The 16,257-nt window shown below is 40.9% G+C and carries 12 protein-coding genes; 4 read left to right on the top strand and 8 right to left on the bottom strand.

Annotated elements, in window-relative coordinates; genetic code table 11:
* Window positions 1-64: 64 nt before the first annotated feature.
* Genes AC04MN_RS15385 through AC04MN_RS15395 form a run of 3 tightly spaced genes read right to left on the bottom strand, consistent with a single transcriptional unit; the run spans window position 65 to window position 9,251 of the window.
* Window positions 65-526 (bottom strand): hypothetical protein, encoded by a 462-nt coding sequence (locus AC04MN_RS15385; RefSeq protein WP_475384099.1) that lies wholly within the window; start codon window positions 524-526, stop codon window positions 65-67.
* Window positions 523-8,979, bottom strand: a complete 8,457-nt coding sequence (locus tag AC04MN_RS15390) for an RHS repeat-associated core domain-containing protein (protein WP_475384100.1) — start codon at window positions 8,977-8,979, stop codon at window positions 523-525. The genes AC04MN_RS15385 and AC04MN_RS15390 overlap by 4 nt, the downstream gene beginning before the upstream one ends.
* 2 nt (window positions 8,980-8,981) lie before the next feature.
* Window positions 8,982-9,251 (bottom strand): hypothetical protein, encoded by a 270-nt coding sequence (locus AC04MN_RS15395; RefSeq protein WP_475384101.1) that lies wholly within the window; start codon window positions 9,249-9,251, stop codon window positions 8,982-8,984.
* A gap of 251 nt (window positions 9,252-9,502) precedes the next feature.
* On the opposite strand from AC04MN_RS15395, the gene AC04MN_RS15400 reads away from it, so the two are divergent.
* Both AC04MN_RS15400 and AC04MN_RS15405 read left to right on the top strand, forming a co-directional pair.
* Window positions 9,503-9,916, top strand: a complete 414-nt coding sequence (locus AC04MN_RS15400; RefSeq protein WP_475384102.1) for a transposase — start codon at window positions 9,503-9,505, stop codon at window positions 9,914-9,916.
* A 17-nt stretch (window positions 9,917-9,933) separates the two neighbouring features.
* Entirely contained in the window at window positions 9,934-10,809 is an 876-nt protein-coding gene (locus AC04MN_RS15405) for an IS3 family transposase (protein WP_475384148.1), read from the top strand.
* Window positions 10,810-10,895: 86 nt separating this feature from the next.
* Here AC04MN_RS15405 and AC04MN_RS15410 read toward each other — a convergent pair whose 3' ends face one another.
* Together AC04MN_RS15410 and AC04MN_RS15415 are read right to left on the bottom strand one after the other, a co-directional pair.
* Window positions 10,896-11,234, bottom strand: coding sequence for a hypothetical protein (locus AC04MN_RS15410; protein ID WP_475384103.1), 339 nt, complete (start codon window positions 11,232-11,234; stop codon window positions 10,896-10,898).
* A 41-nt stretch (window positions 11,235-11,275) separates the two neighbouring features.
* Complete coding sequence (locus AC04MN_RS15415) at window positions 11,276-11,842, bottom strand: hypothetical protein (protein ID WP_475384104.1); 567 nt, start codon at window positions 11,840-11,842, stop codon at window positions 11,276-11,278.
* Window positions 11,843-12,040: 198 nt separating this feature from the next.
* Here AC04MN_RS15415 and AC04MN_RS15420 point away from each other — a divergent pair, with 198 nt between their 5' ends.
* Together AC04MN_RS15420 and AC04MN_RS15425 are read left to right on the top strand one after the other, a co-directional pair.
* Window positions 12,041-12,511 (top strand): hypothetical protein, encoded by a 471-nt coding sequence (locus AC04MN_RS15420; RefSeq protein ID WP_475384105.1) that lies wholly within the window; start codon window positions 12,041-12,043, stop codon window positions 12,509-12,511.
* Window positions 12,512-12,546: 35 nt separating this feature from the next.
* Window positions 12,547-12,759 carry a twin-arginine translocase TatA/TatE family subunit gene (locus AC04MN_RS15425; RefSeq protein WP_475384106.1) on the top strand — a complete coding sequence of 71 codons (213 nt, stop codon included), beginning with the start codon at window positions 12,547-12,549 and terminating at the stop codon, window positions 12,757-12,759.
* Window positions 12,760-12,768: 9 nt separating this feature from the next.
* Here AC04MN_RS15425 and AC04MN_RS15430 read toward each other — a convergent pair whose 3' ends face one another.
* From AC04MN_RS15430 to greA, 3 genes are all read right to left on the bottom strand, one after another.
* Complete coding sequence (locus AC04MN_RS15430) at window positions 12,769-13,536, bottom strand: glycerophosphodiester phosphodiesterase (protein WP_475384107.1); 768 nt, start codon at window positions 13,534-13,536, stop codon at window positions 12,769-12,771.
* Window positions 13,533-15,554 (bottom strand): hypothetical protein, encoded by a 2,022-nt coding sequence (locus tag AC04MN_RS15435; protein WP_475384108.1) that lies wholly within the window; start codon window positions 15,552-15,554, stop codon window positions 13,533-13,535. Before AC04MN_RS15435 ends, AC04MN_RS15430 begins: the two co-directional genes overlap by 4 nt.
* A 72-nt stretch (window positions 15,555-15,626) precedes the next feature.
* Window positions 15,627-16,103, bottom strand: a complete 477-nt coding sequence (gene greA / locus AC04MN_RS15440; RefSeq protein WP_475384149.1) for a transcription elongation factor GreA — start codon at window positions 16,101-16,103, stop codon at window positions 15,627-15,629.
* Between the last annotated feature and the right edge of the window lie 154 nt (window positions 16,104-16,257).

The following is a 16,257-nucleotide window of genomic DNA, read 5'->3' on the forward strand; positions in this document are numbered from 1 at the left end:
AACTTCTTTTCACCTACCTACACTCTACAAAGCTGTGACCTGAGCGGAGCGAGGGGAACTTAGTTCACTTTAATATCCTACTTTCTTGATCATAAATGACAGCTTTAAAATATGCTGGAAAAATACTGAGCATTAACAAAACATAGATTTCACGCTTGTCGTTAAGAAAATCTAAACTAAGAATTCCTGAATATATAAAATAAACAGAAAATAACAAAAACCTAAACTCCTTATTTTTCAACCTAGCAACAATAATAACAGTCCATGACATAATATATACTAAATTAATTTTGTGATAATTTAAAAAATCAGACACAAAGAAACGATATATTAATCCTATAATAATCGCTGAAAGAGGAAAAGAGTACCTAACTAGAGGATCGACTATCTTATCCAAAGGAGATTTCGCTTTGTAACCAATATTTGATCTTAAAGAAGATTTTTCAACTCGTACAACTTTCTTTTGCGAATAGATATAGAAAAATGAAACCGATAAAACTAAACATATTACCGAGAATATACTCATGGCAACCTGCCTCCACATGGAGATGAAACTCCACAGCCACTTGCTTTTTTGGGTTCACTGGGAACAATACTATTAGAAATGTGCCCGAACCCTATTGAAAACGTCTCAGAAAAAGTTTTTATCAATTCGCCGTTATATGGATTCATCGCTTTGCCGATTTGGCTACCAAGATTCCCTCCAAAATAGGCAGATCCATAACCAACGACACCTGCTAATGCAATAGTACCGATGTCAACTCTAGACCACTTGTGATCTGCCAAGATATACTGCAAACTCGCATTATTTAATGCTTCGGCTGCACCCGCGATTTCAAAACCAAAAGAAGGCATGGCTACTGTAGCTATAACCTGAGCCGTCCCTATAGCAAAGCCTGTCCAAAACGCCTCTGATGCCTGCGCATCAGACCCACCTGAACCTTTAATTTGACTGTAGTTTTTAGCTCCAATAAAAACACCATTCAAAACAGCCGCAAGTGCTATCCATAACCATCTTCCATCGGGATCACGATAAATATTTGGATTATTAACTACATATGTATAAGCATTATTTGTGGTTAGAGGGCGACCAATTTCACCCGGATGCGGGTCCTTCTGGATAAACCGCCCCACATTCGCATCGTAGTATCGCGCACGATAATAATACAACCCAGCTTCTTCGTCCCACTCTCGCCCTGTGTATGTGAAGCTCGTATTCACAAGCGGGCTTGAAGTAATATCACCACCACCAACTGATGTAATGGACCTGATTTTTCCGAAGGATTCATAGTCATAGCGCTGAACGATCTGACCACTTCCGTCGACGATATCAGAAACAGAACCCAAGGCATCCTTAAGATAGAAATACTTTCCATCATTCTGAGCAAGACCTGCCGTAACACCAGCATTGGTGATCTCTGATTCTAAAATATCATCTGGACCTAATGGGGAATGCGTATATCTTGCAACCAGTACGTTGTTACCATCAAACTCTGCAAAGATATTATCTCCATCGTAAATATACTTACGAACATAGGTCTTTTTAGGATCAGACTCTGCATCCTTGGTCCAAACTGACTTCTGTATTCTGCGACCAAGAACATCGTATCGATAATCCACCTGACGGATCACTTGTCCTAATGGACGATCCATCTGTTGGACCTTCATAAGTTGATTCTTACTTGAATAATGATAAGCCCAGGCGTTCTTATTGCTATCTTTGGGGATTTTTGAGATCAAGTTCCCATTATTGTCGTAGTTATAAAGATACTGATAGTCTTCTTTAAGTAACTGCGACTTATCATCATAAACATAAAGTCCATTTTGATCGGTAATACGATTACCTAATGGATCATAGCTATAAGCTTCATTAGTAGACACTGAACTTGCGGAAGACAACTGTCCATTCGGGTCATAGGCGTAAGACAGATCACCAGCGATGCTTCGCTTTTGAACTGGGAAATTGCGATCATTGTACGTGTACTCATGATAGCTTTTCACTGATCCTGCCCCTATATGACTGATCTTTTGAACAGTCCCGTTCGTATTGTAATCAAACTCTGTCGAACCACCTGGACGGTTTATACGAGTCAAGCGTGATCCAGAATCATAGTTAAATCCAAATTGCTCGCCACCAAAACCAACAAGTGTTGTTAAACGATTGAGGCTGTCGTAAACATAATTTAGATGACCATATTCTGTTCTTAATCTTATACGATTTCCGTTAAAATCAAAGTCTTGATTTAAATTGTAACTGACAAAGTTTGAAAGCTCCCCAGCCCCAACAAAACCTACTTGAGTTACACGCCCCTTCGTATCCCGCTGATAGCTAATTTGGGATACCAAGTTTGACTGACTTGAAACTTCACCCTTGGTGTTATACTGATACTGAATTACATCATCAGGCAGCTGCGCCTTGATTAGTTGATTCAGGCTATCGTAGGCAAATACTTTTATATTTCCGTTTGGATCAGTCTCCTGAACAGTGTTCCCATTGGCATCATACGCAAAGCTATGGACTTTCCCGTTCATATCAACTTTTTGAACCAATTGACCTAAATTATTGTAGCTAAAATTGGTTTCATTGTTTTTGGGGTCAATAATCTTAGTAAGCTCTCCAGTTACAGAATATTGATACTGCGTGATTTCAAGCTTTGGCGAAGTCACTTTTAATAATCTATTAAAATGATCGTATTCATAATTTGTTAAAGATTCGCCCGATTTACTACGTAGGGTATTGCCTGCTAAATCTGGCTGATATTCAACGAACTTTCCTGACGAGTCCGTGGTTTTCACCAACTGACCTAAATTATTGTATTCATAACTTGACGTCAGAATCTGCCCGTTAACGGACATTGATTTTTCAGCAAGCAAACCCTGCGCATTGTAGGCATAGCTAACAAAAGATCCATCTGGCGCGGTTTCTTTAATAAGTTGCCCCTGGGCATTATATTGCTTCGTAAATACAAAGCCATTTCCATTTTTTTGCGCAACGATTTGCCCAAACTGGTTGTAGGCTTTTTCTTCGCGAATACCTAAATCCACACTTTCGGTGACTAAAAGATCCCCCGTCACTTGGTCATAGGTATTTTTAGTGTGTGAACCATCAGGTGCAATAACTTCGGTCACTCGCCCCTCTTCATCACGGCGCAGTGTTGTGACCTGACCTTTAGCATCGGTTATGGTGTAAATATACCCCATAAAGTCTTTTTCTACCTTAGTGGAATTTCCATTGGCATCAACAATAGTATTGGCAGAATCAAAAGCTGTTGGCATTGAACCTGATTCATTTTTGTTAACAATATTTGAAGCGGCATCACCAATTTGCACTGCGCTTTGATTGGCATTTATCACTTTTAATAATCGCTCCCGAGCATTGTACACATACTGAGTCTCGGAATTCTTAGCATCTTTTTCTTTAACTAGAAGCCCCGAAAATGCGTACTCGAATTCCCTTTTCGTTCCATCAGGAAACTCTACCCGCTTTAGATCATCACTAAATGTGTAATAAAAACTGGTTTGTCTACCGGCTGGATCCGTAATGCTGCTTAGTAAGCGTCCAGAATAATTATACTGAACAACCTGCGAGTTCGGCATTAGGATTCTGGTTAATCTTTTTTCTAAATTACCTGAACCCGTCGTGAAGTTTTCATATTCATATCGAACAACTCGACCAATTAAACTTTCGTCCTTTAAATGATATCCATCGGTATCAAAATACGATTTATCACCCGAACGATACGTACGAACCCAAGAACCATCACTTTCCCGAACAAGTCTTGTGTTGTCCTTTACTGACGGCAAGAAAGTTAAACTTCCCTGACGACTGTAGTTCAATGATAACTTCTTAAGTTTGTTGGCCCCACTCTCGACAACTATTATGTTACCATCAGAATCAAACTTCATTAACGTCGGTGCATAGATAGCCCCTTCTAACGCTAGTACAGTTTTATCCTGGGACGAGGAATCTCCGGTCCCTGCCACCGATGTGTATTCGCCTGATTGAAGATCTATTGATACAACGCGATTATGCCCAGTATCGGCCACGTACATAATCTGACGAGGCTCGTCTAAAACTATTCCACTAGGGCGAAGCAGACTTAAGTTAGCGCTAAGTCCCGATATCGATAGCTCTGGATCGCCAAATCCAGCAATACTTGAAATAATCCCCGCATTATCGACCTTACGCACTCGACCGCCTTCAGTCGTAAAATAAATATTCCCTGCAGAATCTTGCATGACCGCCAAGGGACGCGAAATCGAAGCTTCTACTGCGAGTTCTCCATCCCCAGTATCACTAGTAGGATTGTTTTGATTAATTTTTCCAGCCACAGTGCGGATTGTAGAATTTTGGCGATTATAAATGCGCACCAAATAATTTCCAGTGTCAGCAATAATAAATTCGTTTGGATTGTTTGAAGCCACAATGGCCTCTGGAGAATTTAATGTGAGTACACCATTAACGATGGTTCCTCTTTGAGGGATTAGATTATTGCCCGGATTAAGCCCTGAATAATCATCTAAAGAGCAGTAATAAAATGTCGGCGCATGACCACATCCATAACCACTATATGAGATCTCTTCTTTACCTTGAAGAGCACCACACTTAATCCCGCCCTGCGAATTACAGAAATTATACATCTCTGTTGAATGCGTCACTGAGTTCGTATTGTAGTTATGCGAAAAATTAGGCACGGACGTCTTTGATCCAAAGAGATTCAGCTCCGTCGCCCCCATAACCGAGCTAAAAATATTATGTCTAAAATTATCAATGCCAATCACTTCAGAGCCATTAAAAACCATTTGTTTTGGTCGAGCATCAAAAGAATAGGACTGATTGTGTTGCGAGCAATAATAATCCGTAACGGTGCGCGTACGCCATTCACATCTTTTGCCATAAAAATATTTAATCTCTTCTTTAATACCTCTGGTGTTACTAAAAGCAAAGAAATCATGGCCGTGAAGGTTACCAGAAAGCGAACTAAAGCTGCTGAAATCTGTTTTATAAGCCGAAGAACCTGAAAGATCTAATTTCACAACTTTATTGGAGTTCTTATCTTTAGCTATAATCAATGGATACTGCTCTAAAGCTATCCCATCGTTAAGCGACACTTCCTGCGAATCACCTGAAAATACAGTCTGCATCGTACTTGCAACAGAATAGGTACTCAGTTCTCCATTAGATTCTTCGATCACGATCTTACTGGATTGAGGATTTAATATTTTTTGAGTGCCATTGATCTTCCAACCTCGCCCCCCAACCGAATCTATTTTATTTTGAACGATATAGTGATTAGCTAAGACCTGATTCTGCGAACCTAATCCGATAATTTCGTCAACAGCCGAAGAATTAATGATCTTAGTGTCATAAGACACAGACTTCACACCCTTGAACTCGGTATTGTTTTCTTGGTAAAATGTCCCCGATTTACTTCCAGAAAGTACGATCCCATCAAATGAAACCTTGTAATCTACAAAATACGGATACAGACCCGATTTAAAGTAATCTCCATTTTTATCTTTCAAAGGAGCCATAAATGAAACCATCGAAAGCGGCTTAATTTCGTTCTCGGGGGTTTGTTTGTTATCGCTAAAAATATAAGGCTCTGTGACCAAATCCTGAGTGAACAATTGCGTTTCAATCTTAGTTGGCTTTACATTTAATTCTAAATTTCGATAAGCTATATCGTAGAAATACTTCGAATAATAATTCAAGGTTCCGCGAACGCAGGTCTTCCATGTTCCTATTATGGTTTTACATTCATCAATTCGCTGAGTGCCAGTTGAACTGCCGCTTCCAGATGTTGCCAAATAATCGACATTTATTTTTCTATCCGGAAAATTGAAGATATTTGTCACTTCTAAGCTTGGTTTTGCCCAAGTGCTTTTGTAAGTAAGCCCCAAATTGACATCATTGCCATAGATTTTAAATCCAGGAAGAGCAATGGACGTCGAAACAGCACCGTCTAAGGTGTTTGCGCCAGGTTTATCCTGGGCCCCAACTTTGGTAATTTCTGGCCCCATTGGAGTTGCATAGACTAAGCTAAAATGTCGAAGCCCTTGCCCTGGTTTACTAACAACCTTATTGCCATCTGCAGACACCTGCGCGGACCCGCCAATTTCCCACCGTCCCGTTGCCGAATTGTAAAGCACCAATAACATCTCGGTTCCAGCAGAAAAGCTGCTAGAATTTGGAAGCTCAATCTTTACTGGCTCTGTAAACTTCGTCCCGCTGGGCTCTAGTGAAACAACTGTCTCTGGCGCTGAAGAACCTGGGACCGGAATACTAACTCGGTCAGCTGGGATTTCCACCAAAGAAATTTTCTCTTGTGACTGTCCCGATGGAAATTGAACACTGTTGGCCGGGATCTCTAGTACCACATCGGGCGCATGAGGATCCATAACAACGCCACCAGATGCCTTTGCAATTTCAGTAGAGCTTTCATCCAAAAATACAGGGGTAAGATAAATTGGGGTTTGCAAAACGTTGTTTTGCTTAAGTCCCACTGAAATCGGCAAACTTACCCGCGAATACTTTTTCTTATCACCTAAATTGGCCTGAATCACCGTACTTCCATCAATTGAAAGGGTCTGATCACCAACTAGGCTTATATTTGGATAGTCTACTTTTTTGAATTCAAATACGCCATTATCGTTCGTATAAGTTACTAAAGTCGAACCTAAAACATTCACCTTAGCATTAACAATTGGATTATTATAAATATCTTTAATAGTTCCAGCCAATATATATGGCTGATCAACTCCGTATGAAATACGAGTGCTAAAGTCTTTATCCACGACTGGATCGTAGACGGAAACCTCATACGAGGATTCTGGGTCAAGTTCTACCTCGAAAGAACCCTGAGCAGATGCTGTTATTTTTTTCGAATTAAAGAATCCACCAGACACCTTCACATTCAACCCAGGACGAGTTACACCAACCGCCCCCTTTACGATCATTACATTTCTTTGCTCGTCAAGATACAAACCTACCAACGACGGAACCAATGCTCTTAACAGCGAAGTGACCTTAATAGTCTTTTCACTTTGATTACCGAGCAAATCCTGGGCCCTTACCGTCAATTCAACTTCCCCTTCTTTATCAAGGGTATAACTTGTTTTAATGGACTTAGAATTTTCCGGGATTTCCAACTCGGTCGTATTAATAAAGGCAGAGCTTCCCAAAAATTCATCAGATTGAACTTCTATATTGAAACGCACACCATCAACATAATCTAAATTTTGAGGCATCACGAACGTCAACTGAGGCGGCGTAGTATCCCGAAAAACTGTCAGCTCTTTAGCAATGCTAGCATTTCCAGCGGCATCCACACTAACAAACTTAATTTTATTCAGTCCTTCTTTATTTAAGCCAATGCTGGCATTAAAATCTTTTGCACCAGTACTAAAAAATAGCTCATCGTTCACAATAATATCTGTAAATGTAGGGCTAACGTCCTCCACTTTAACAGGAATGTCTACTGAATAGCTTGCGATAGCTAAACCGCCTGGATAGGGACTTGAAACCAATGGAGCTGTTCGATCAATCGCAAAGCTATGCACTAGGGACGATGCTTGATTACCTTTGGGATCTGCAACATTAGCAGTAATCTTATACTCTCCTTCGGGCAGAGTCTGCAGACTTCCCTTCCAAACTATACGCTCGCCATCCCCTACGCGAGTAGACGTAAGTAGACCCTTAAGATCAACTGTATAGTCTTGATTGTCCAAAGTTTTACCCTGAAGGGAAGACGTAAAGCTCTGTTCATCAACAATACCCACTCTATCAGCAGCAGAAATCTCGATATTCGAAAGGTTCTTTAAATAGATTTCACTAGGGCCAGGATTAACCAGAGTCAGTACGGGGGCCACTGTATCTGGCTGAGTCGGTAATACATAATTCAGATAGCCGATTTTCTTTTTTCGCTCGTGCCTATCTACTTTGTATAAGGATACGTCAAATTGATTCGAGTTCTGAGCAATAAGCCGATTTGTTAGATGCGTAAATACGACCTGAACTTTTGAAGGCGAACCAGCTATTTTTTGTGATGAAAGTTTCTGCCCATTAAATACAAATTCAGCTAAATAACACTCCCCATCATCTAGATTATCGATATCCTCGTCATGATAGGAACTTGAAAATGATTCAGATTGATTTTTTAAACTTAAGTTATCTGAAAAATTTTTAGATAAATAGATTATTTTTGAAGAAAACTGAGTTCTCATGCCCTCCATTGCATTTCCTGGAACCGCATCGATAGCGAATCTAAACTGACTCATCACCGTTGATACACTACTTGCCTGAGCAAGCAGGTTATCGACCTGCAGTGCGTACTGATGACTAGCTAAAACATTTTCATCCGAATTAATGCGGTCTTGAATCCGAGCCACCACGGCAGAAAGCTTATCAATTTCCTTTTGAAATACCGCAATGACCTCTTTTAAAGCCTTATTATTCTGACATTTCTTTAATAGTTCTTGAAGAACTTGAATTCGTTTTTCAAGTTTAGCTTGAATAGATACAAGACTTTTTAAAAGCTGCTTATCTTTAACATTATTAAACACTTTTAAAGAAAACTGATTCAGATCAGTAGTCTTAATCGGCGATGATTTATACGAAAACTGAATTTCGCTGTCTGATACTCCTGTTAAAACCAACTTACTTGAAACATCGACCGCTGCGCTAGGAAACGAAGCTTGAATATCGAGCCCTTCCCGTTGAAACTCTTGAAGAAGATTTTCTTTTTTACCATGGGCCCCTTTAAGTTTATCAATCAGCTCTTCAAGCTTCGACTTACCAACTACTTTTATAACCCCTTTGAAATCAACAACCTCTCCGGTCCTTACTGCAGATTTATCCGGATTCACTATAACTAGTACACCGCGCTCCGGAGCCCGACCTAAATAGCTTTTATCGGCATAAACAGAAGTAGAAACAAAGGTGCTAACTACGAAGATAAAATGAGTTAATGATCTCATAACTATTTTACCCACGCCTTAATTTCAGTATCCTCGACTAAGCCCTCGGAAACCAAGGTTTCTAGATCATCTTCATGAAGTGCATACTGAACATCGCTATTTATCTGCTCTTTAACTTCCAAAATTTGCTTCTGCGCAGCTTCGGGCGTATTTGCAATGGGTTGTGCTGGGCTGATAATTGCGCCTGTCCCACCTTTTGAACTACCAGAGCTGCAGGCGGCTAAAAGCAAAGTTGTAGAAATCAAAGTTGTGGCAGATAATAGCTTCAACAAAGGAAACCTCCAGTTTTGTCGTTAAACAATACGGAGTTTTGTTTATGAAACTTTATTACAACTAGCGACTTATTTTGAGAAAAGGCACTAAATTACATATTTAAATTATTTTAAGTTTACTAAAGTCTAGTTAGTTTGCTTTAAGAATAAAAAAAGAGATGCCCCAAGTGATCTGTACCCCAAAAATAGGACAGGAAAATAAAAAGACCTGTTAAGGTTTTAGGGGTATCCTTCCAAGAAGGAGACAGATCATGAAAGCCTGGATAAAAAACGCTAGAGCTGCTTTTGGCAATAGCTCTAGCATTTCTAGTTTTGGAGACAAGCAAATCAGCTTCACTCCGGAGTTTAAAATCAAAGCAACTAAAGCTTATAAAATTGGTCGATCCCCGGCAGAAATATTCGCTGACGCAGGCTTAGATCCTAAATTTTTCCCTGAAAATTACTGCTCCAAATCTATTGCTCGCTGGTTGAAAAACCAAGAAAAACACGGGACAAAGGGTTTTTCCGAAGAGCGCCGAGGAAAAGGCGCAACGGGCCGCCCTAAGGGCTCTTCAAATAAAAAAGAACCACTTTCCCTTAAGCAAATGGAAGCACGATTAGCCTACCTGGAGGCGGAAAACGAATTCCTAAAAAAGCTCCATGCCTTGGCAAAAAAGGGCGAATAAAATCGCGTTGCATCTTAATTGCCAAGGCTATTGAAAAACAACCACGTCTTAGAATTTCAGAACTTTGTCGAGTGGCGAATCTTCAAAGATCGCTCTTTTACTACTGGAAAGAACATGAGCTTGATCGAACTTATAAAGACGAACCAATTCTAAAACTCGTAAAAACTGTTCACGAGAAGAGTTATGCTAAGGCGGGTATCCGCACGACGGTGATGAAAATCCAACGACAGTTCGGCTTAGTCATAAATCCGAAGAAAGTGGCTCGTTTAAAAAAAGAATATGGCCTTGTAACGAAGATAAGAAGAAAACGAAAGTTTAATGGGTATCTCTTTAAACAAACAGAACATGCCGTGAAGAAGAACACACTGGCAAGGAACTTCTCTCCCGCTAAGGCCGATGAGGTTTACAGTACAGATATTACAGAGCTCAAATTCGGTAACTCTCAAAAGGTCTATTTGTCGGCAGTTAAAGATCTCTGCACAAAAGAAATAGTCGCCTATTCTACATCCTTATATCTCGGTATGAACTTATCAACTGAGGTTGCGAAGCAGTGCTTGAATAAGCTTTCTCCGTTAAAACTGGCAGGTTTAACAATGCATTCCGACCAAGGTATTCACTACACGAATTATGCATATAGAAATGTCTTAGAGAGTTATAAGGTTCAGCAATCCATGTCCCGCAGAGGAAACTGCCTCGACAATGCACCAATAGAAAGCTTCTTTGGTCACTTAAAGGATGAGCTTGATTTATCCACGTGTAAAAACTATGAAGAAGTAAAAAATAGGGTAAGAAATTACATCTCTTACTATAACAAGCAACGCCCTCAATGGGGCTTAAAATCAAAAACCCCTGCAGAACACAGGGGTTTTATCGAAGGGACCTCTTTTATTTAACCTGTACCAATTTCTGGGTACAGATCAAAGGGCATCTCTTTTTTTTTCAGCGTCAAAAGGTTATCTCAACACTCCACGCTGTATTACTAATATAATACCTTACAGAAATTCGAAAGCGTCGTTCCCTCGGTAACGACCACAGTCGTCCAGCCGTCCATTGGAACTGGAGCATCGACAACACATGGATAACCCATATATACATCGCTCATGACTCGTACGTGAGTATAAGAATCATCGATTTCAAATTCGTGTCTAGCTTGCTCTTCAATTTTAATCATGTCGCTTGTCCAAAAAATGGGCTGCCCCGGAAGGGCTAAACTCATTCGGGTCACAAAGCCTCCCCGATTAATCAAAACAAAAGTTACGCGTTTGGCTTCAGCGACTGCTGACAACAAAAGAACGGCTGTAAAAATAATTTTTTTCATAAATACTCCCTAAGTAATCTACATCTTTTAAAAGCGATTTTTTATCTTTTTCGCGGGCAGCGGCCTTGATCTTGGCAGATTAATAAAGCCTTACGAAGTTCGTTCATTTCGTCTAACGAGTTTTCTAATTCGTAGTCGTAACCTTCTTCAACCGCCCCTTTGGTTGAAATAGACATATATTTTTGAACGTTTTTAAATTGGTCTTTTGAGTAGCGCTTGCCTGTTTTATCGAAGATCGTGATTTTTTTATTTAGGTAAGTTTGAAAACGCTGACGTTGGTTGCCAGCCTTTTTCAGTCCTCCCTTAAAAGAGGTCCAACACTTCACTTCGCCAACCATATCCGCTTGATTGGTCTGCAAATTTATTGCGACGATATCCAGCTCGCCAATAGTTTCGCTTCCCTTTGTGTATTCAATACTATTCACCAAGCGATACTGAGATTCGGGGTAAAGAACTTTGAGCTCGATCATAGCCACTTGCTCGCAAATGGCTCCGGCCGGTTCGTAATCAACACCGCTGTCTTTAAGCATATCAAAGAGTTCATTTAAAGAGCGTGCCTGTGAAACTGAACCTACAAATAACAAGGCAATAAACAACGCCTTTACCATAATATCCCCCTTCAAAATGCGGAAAGAACGGCATCCTAAAAGCCCCCCTTGGAACTGTCAATCGCCGTAGCATACATGTAGAACTTTCATCCTTGAACGCCTCAAAAGCCCCTTAATGAGGACCTGGACCGGCACGATTCTTGGTACTCTGAGTCCTAGATCCGTAGGGGAATACCCCCTGAAAGTATGAGGTTTATTATGAATAGTTTCTTTTTCTTCGCGATGACTTTTTTAAGTTCCGCAGCTATTGCCCAATCATCGGCAGAGCTTACTTGTCGCATTAAAGCTAAGGAAATTGCAGTTCAGACTTACGCCGACTGTATCACCACAACCAAGAACGCGCAGATCGAATCGGTCAGATCTGACTATCAAAGTGAATTGGCCGCATTAAAAGCTAAATACGATAAAAAACTAAAAGATATTTCAGGCGATAAGCAAGCAGCTCCGCAAAAACGCACAGAGGCTAAATTAACTCCAAGCCCAGCCCCCGTTCCTGTGAAAGGAATAGCGAAAGAGTTACCTAAAAAACAAAGTAGCCAAGGGCTTGGCAATGTGCAAGAGATCAACACCGAAACAGCTGTCGTTCCAATGAAAGCTGCCAATGAATCTTCACTAGAACAAGAAGCCGCAGACTCGGACGTTGAAGTCGTTGACATGCCTGTTGAATAAGGTAGCCTAAGTCAGCTTGAAAATGGGAGGCCCGCATGGGGGGATTTTCGTTTACACACTGGCTTTTTATTATTTTTCTATTTCTTTTGTTTTTTGGTCCAAACAAGGTCTCTGATGTGACCAAATCCTTAGGAAAGGCTTTAAAAAATTATCGCCAAAGCAAAAATGAAATCGAAGTGAGTGCACATGATATCGTCGACGATCCCGATCTGATCGAAAGACAACGTAAAAACAAAAAAGGGCTTTAAGCCCTTTTTTTATTTACTCACTAGCTGCGGGGAAAGCATATCCGTTATAATACTTTCTACGCCCTGCCCTAATTCTTCAACAGCTCGGGCCTCATCATTTAAGGTCCACAATGAAACTTTATATCCTTGATCGATAAATTGTGAAATCTGAGCGCTCGAAAAATCTTCATGACAAAGATTCAACATATGCACCTGCGCCACTGGGGCCAATAACATATTTTTTAAAAGAAAGTTATTACCCGGCTCACTTTGCGTCGTTGCCAATAACGCCCGAGATGTCTGAGGTAAAAACTGGGACATCATCCAAAGCGAAAGTGGATTAAAACTTGAAATCATTATTTGGTCTTGCAGTCGATACTTTTTAACCAAATCAGCCACTTTCTTTTCTAAAAAGGCTTCAAAGTACTTATCTGTTTTCATTTCAAGATTCATCAATCGAGGACGCTCTTTGGTAAGGAAAACCTCTTCAAGAGTCGGCACCATTGGTAAAATTTCTTTAAGCTCTGACAAAGTCAAAGAGCGAATTTCATAACTCTGAGCCAGAAATCGCGAAGTGTCCCGGTCGTGAAAAACTATGGGCACCAAGTCCTTTGTTAACTGCACATCACACTCGAACATTTCATAGCCATATGTCGCAGCTTCAGCAAAGGCCTCTAAGGTATTCTCTTGCGCTCCACCTGCCCAATATCCACGATGCGCCTGAAAAGCCGGAACTTCAAAAGCCGTCGCAGGCCAAGCCAGAGATTGCCAGTTTAAACTTTGAAGTAAAGGCTTCATTGTTTTAACTCCTTCAGAACCGGCACGGCACGAGTTCCACCAATTTGATAGCGCTTAAATGTCTTATTACCTTCTTTAGAAAGCACCTGACCATAAACCTGCCCAGAGCTATTCCAACCCCCATCAATCATCACCTTACGGTTTTTGCTATTCGTCCCACTGACATTATGCCACGAGAGCTCGGTCGGACTTTGCACAACAAACCGACCACGAATATCTGCAAACTCTAAACTCTGGTCCGAAACCCACTTTGACGGAACCACTGAGGACAGTAACGTAAACGCTTCAGAGTCTTTGGGAATATCTAGATTTCCCAACTTAGCGTTGATGGTGATCTGAGACTTTTCTAAACCCAGTTGCAAATCCATCGCTTTGATTTCTAAATTATCGATTAAAAAACCTTCGCTGCGAATAAAACCACGCATTGCAAATATTCGACCTTCGTTGATTTCCGTATTTAGGACGGCCTTCATTGGCTTCACGTAACCACCGCCGGTCATTAACTTTTGAACAGGTTCAGAGAATAAAATTTCTTCGGCTTGAGTCGATATTTTTACTTTCTTAAAATCTTTGTCAGCTTGAATTTCAACATCGCCCGACAGAACTCCATTTTGCAATTCGATTCGATTCACCTTACCCAACCAACCAGAATTTGAAAAATGAATTTCAGTATTCATTCTTTCAACCACCTGAACTTCGCGATCTCCCCGATTCGAAAAATTAAGTTCTAAACCACGAAGCTCCCCTTTTAACGAAACATCCTGTCCACTACGAATGTCCGCAACCCCCGAAAAATCACCCAAACGACCTAATGTTTTTGACGGTAGTTTTTTACTGTAGATGTTGAAGAGTTCGCTGAGGCTTAAATTTTTAACCTGCAACTGAATAGGCTTATATTTTAAAGGCTCGATGCTCTCGAATTCGATCAAGTCCGTTTTAAGCTCCAAGAGATCTCCCTCAACAGAAACATCTCTTACTTGCAAAGCAGACTTTTTTAGATCTTCAACCAATCCCGTTGAGTGCGCCTTCATCGATAACCACAGTTTTTTAGGATGAATTTTTGGAGGCTCGCCGGAAATTTTTGAACTCAATCCTACGACCGAAGACAAAGGAATATGTTTTAACTCGGTTTCAAAACTAACCAAATGATCCGCAAAAGAGTAGTTCCCGATAAGACTGTAATAGCCTTCTCGAAGATTTCCAAAAAAATGCACCAAGATTTTATCTTCAGGCTGCTCTGTATATTCTACGTGCAAATTTGCGTAGGACAAAAAATCCCCGACCGCTTCGTCCTTAAACAAATGAGTTTTCGCATCTAAAACAAAACCTCTTCCCGTATTCCCCTTGGTTTTTAAGCGAATGGCATCGAACTGAGCTTTGTATCGAGGCTCTGGAATATAGTTCACCCGCATTGCAAAAATAGAGACTCGATCTATAGGATTTCGCTTTAAGTCCCGGGTATCCTCAGTCATCTGCTGAATCACTTCGGACTCTTCCCCCATGGTCTTAGACAAAGCTTCCAAAGACGCCCCGGCGGCTGTCTCTTCGGCCACGCGAACCGAGGGAGCAATGCGCACTTCCCCTTCGCACTTTTCAATGCGAGAACGAATATTCACTACCATTTCGTGAATATCCACTTTTCTAATTGGCACTTTCGCCCGCAGATAAGAAATAATTGAAATCGGCAAACGGATTTCATCGACATAGATTTCGGGACGTCCCCAACAAATCTTTTCGGAACTTAAACGCACATTTTTGATAATTACCGCAAGATCTGGAAAAATTCCGTCTGCTAAACTCATCTCGGCTGATTCAAATGTGATAGAGACGTCTCGGTGAACTCGCCCCGCGGCCTGTGCGACCCTTTCGGTCAGGCGAACCGGATTGAATAAGGCCTTTAAGCTAAAACCAATAAAAAAAGCCGCGATGAGACCAGTTAAAATAACCATCATCGCGGGCTGTTCTGATATCAGATATTTGTCGTCGGTAAAATCAAAACCCTTTTTTTTATTCGCCATGGAACTAGTTTGCCATGTCTAGAAAAAGGGGCAATTCATTTTCATCGAGTCAAAAAATGAAAATGAGGGCGCTTACTTATACATAAAAGAAACGATTTCGTATTCGCGGTCGCCCTTAGGACTTTGAACCGTGACAACGTCACCTTCTTTTTTCCCGATCAAAGCACGAGATAAAGGGGACATAATTGAGATCATGCCATTTTTAACGTCTGCCTCGTCACCGCCAACAATTTGATAAGACGATTTTTCATCTGTTTCTAAATCAACTACTGTGACATGCGCACCAAAAACAATACGGTCTGCCTTGATGGCAGCTGTGTCAATCACTTCAGCCCCAGCCAATTTGCCTTGAATTTCAGCAATACGCCCTTCAATCATCGCCTGACGCTCTTTAGCGGATTCGTATTCAGCATTTTCAGAGATATCGCCCTGAGCGCGCGCTTCTTCAATGGCCTTGATAATCTCTGGACGCTCTTCGTGGATCAATTTTTTAAGCTCGGCATCCAATAATGCCTTTCCACGGATAGTCATAGGAAGTTTGTCGTTCATGTTAGCCATTATAATCTCCATTTGCCCGAAAAATGAGGCCACTTACTTTACCTAAGACGGGGGCATATTGCAAACATTATGTTGCGCGGCGTCTAGCTGGCCTACTCTTTGGATATTATTCAGGTTATCGTTAAGGGGATTGTTTAAGAACAGG

The sequence above is a fragment of the Bdellovibrio sp. ZFWA1 genome, from assembly GCF_056175665.1.

Excerpts from the sequence above, each read along its gene's own strand:
- AC04MN_RS15385 (WP_475384099.1), bottom strand. The coding sequence starts at position 526 with ATGAGTATATTCTCGGTAATATGTTTAGTTTTATCGGTTTCATTTTTC.
- AC04MN_RS15390 (WP_475384100.1), bottom strand. The coding sequence starts at position 8,979 with ATGAGATCATTAACTCATTTTATCTTCGTAGTTAGCACCTTTGTTTCT.
- AC04MN_RS15400 (WP_475384102.1), top strand. The coding sequence starts at position 9,503 with ATGAAAGCCTGGATAAAAAACGCTAGAGCTGCTTTTGGCAATAGCTCT.
- AC04MN_RS15410 (WP_475384103.1), bottom strand. The coding sequence starts at position 11,234 with ATGAAAAAAATTATTTTTACAGCCGTTCTTTTGTTGTCAGCAGTCGCT.
- AC04MN_RS15415 (WP_475384104.1), bottom strand. The coding sequence starts at position 11,842 with ATGGTAAAGGCGTTGTTTATTGCCTTGTTATTTGTAGGTTCAGTTTCA.
- AC04MN_RS15420 (WP_475384105.1), top strand. The coding sequence starts at position 12,041 with ATGAATAGTTTCTTTTTCTTCGCGATGACTTTTTTAAGTTCCGCAGCT.
- AC04MN_RS15425 (WP_475384106.1), top strand. The coding sequence starts at position 12,547 with ATGGGGGGATTTTCGTTTACACACTGGCTTTTTATTATTTTTCTATTT.
- AC04MN_RS15430 (WP_475384107.1), bottom strand. The coding sequence starts at position 13,536 with ATGAAGCCTTTACTTCAAAGTTTAAACTGGCAATCTCTGGCTTGGCCT.
- AC04MN_RS15435 (WP_475384108.1), bottom strand. The coding sequence starts at position 15,554 with ATGGCGAATAAAAAAAAGGGTTTTGATTTTACCGACGACAAATATCTG.
- greA (WP_475384149.1), bottom strand. The coding sequence starts at position 16,103 with ATGAACGACAAACTTCCTATGACTATCCGTGGAAAGGCATTATTGGAT.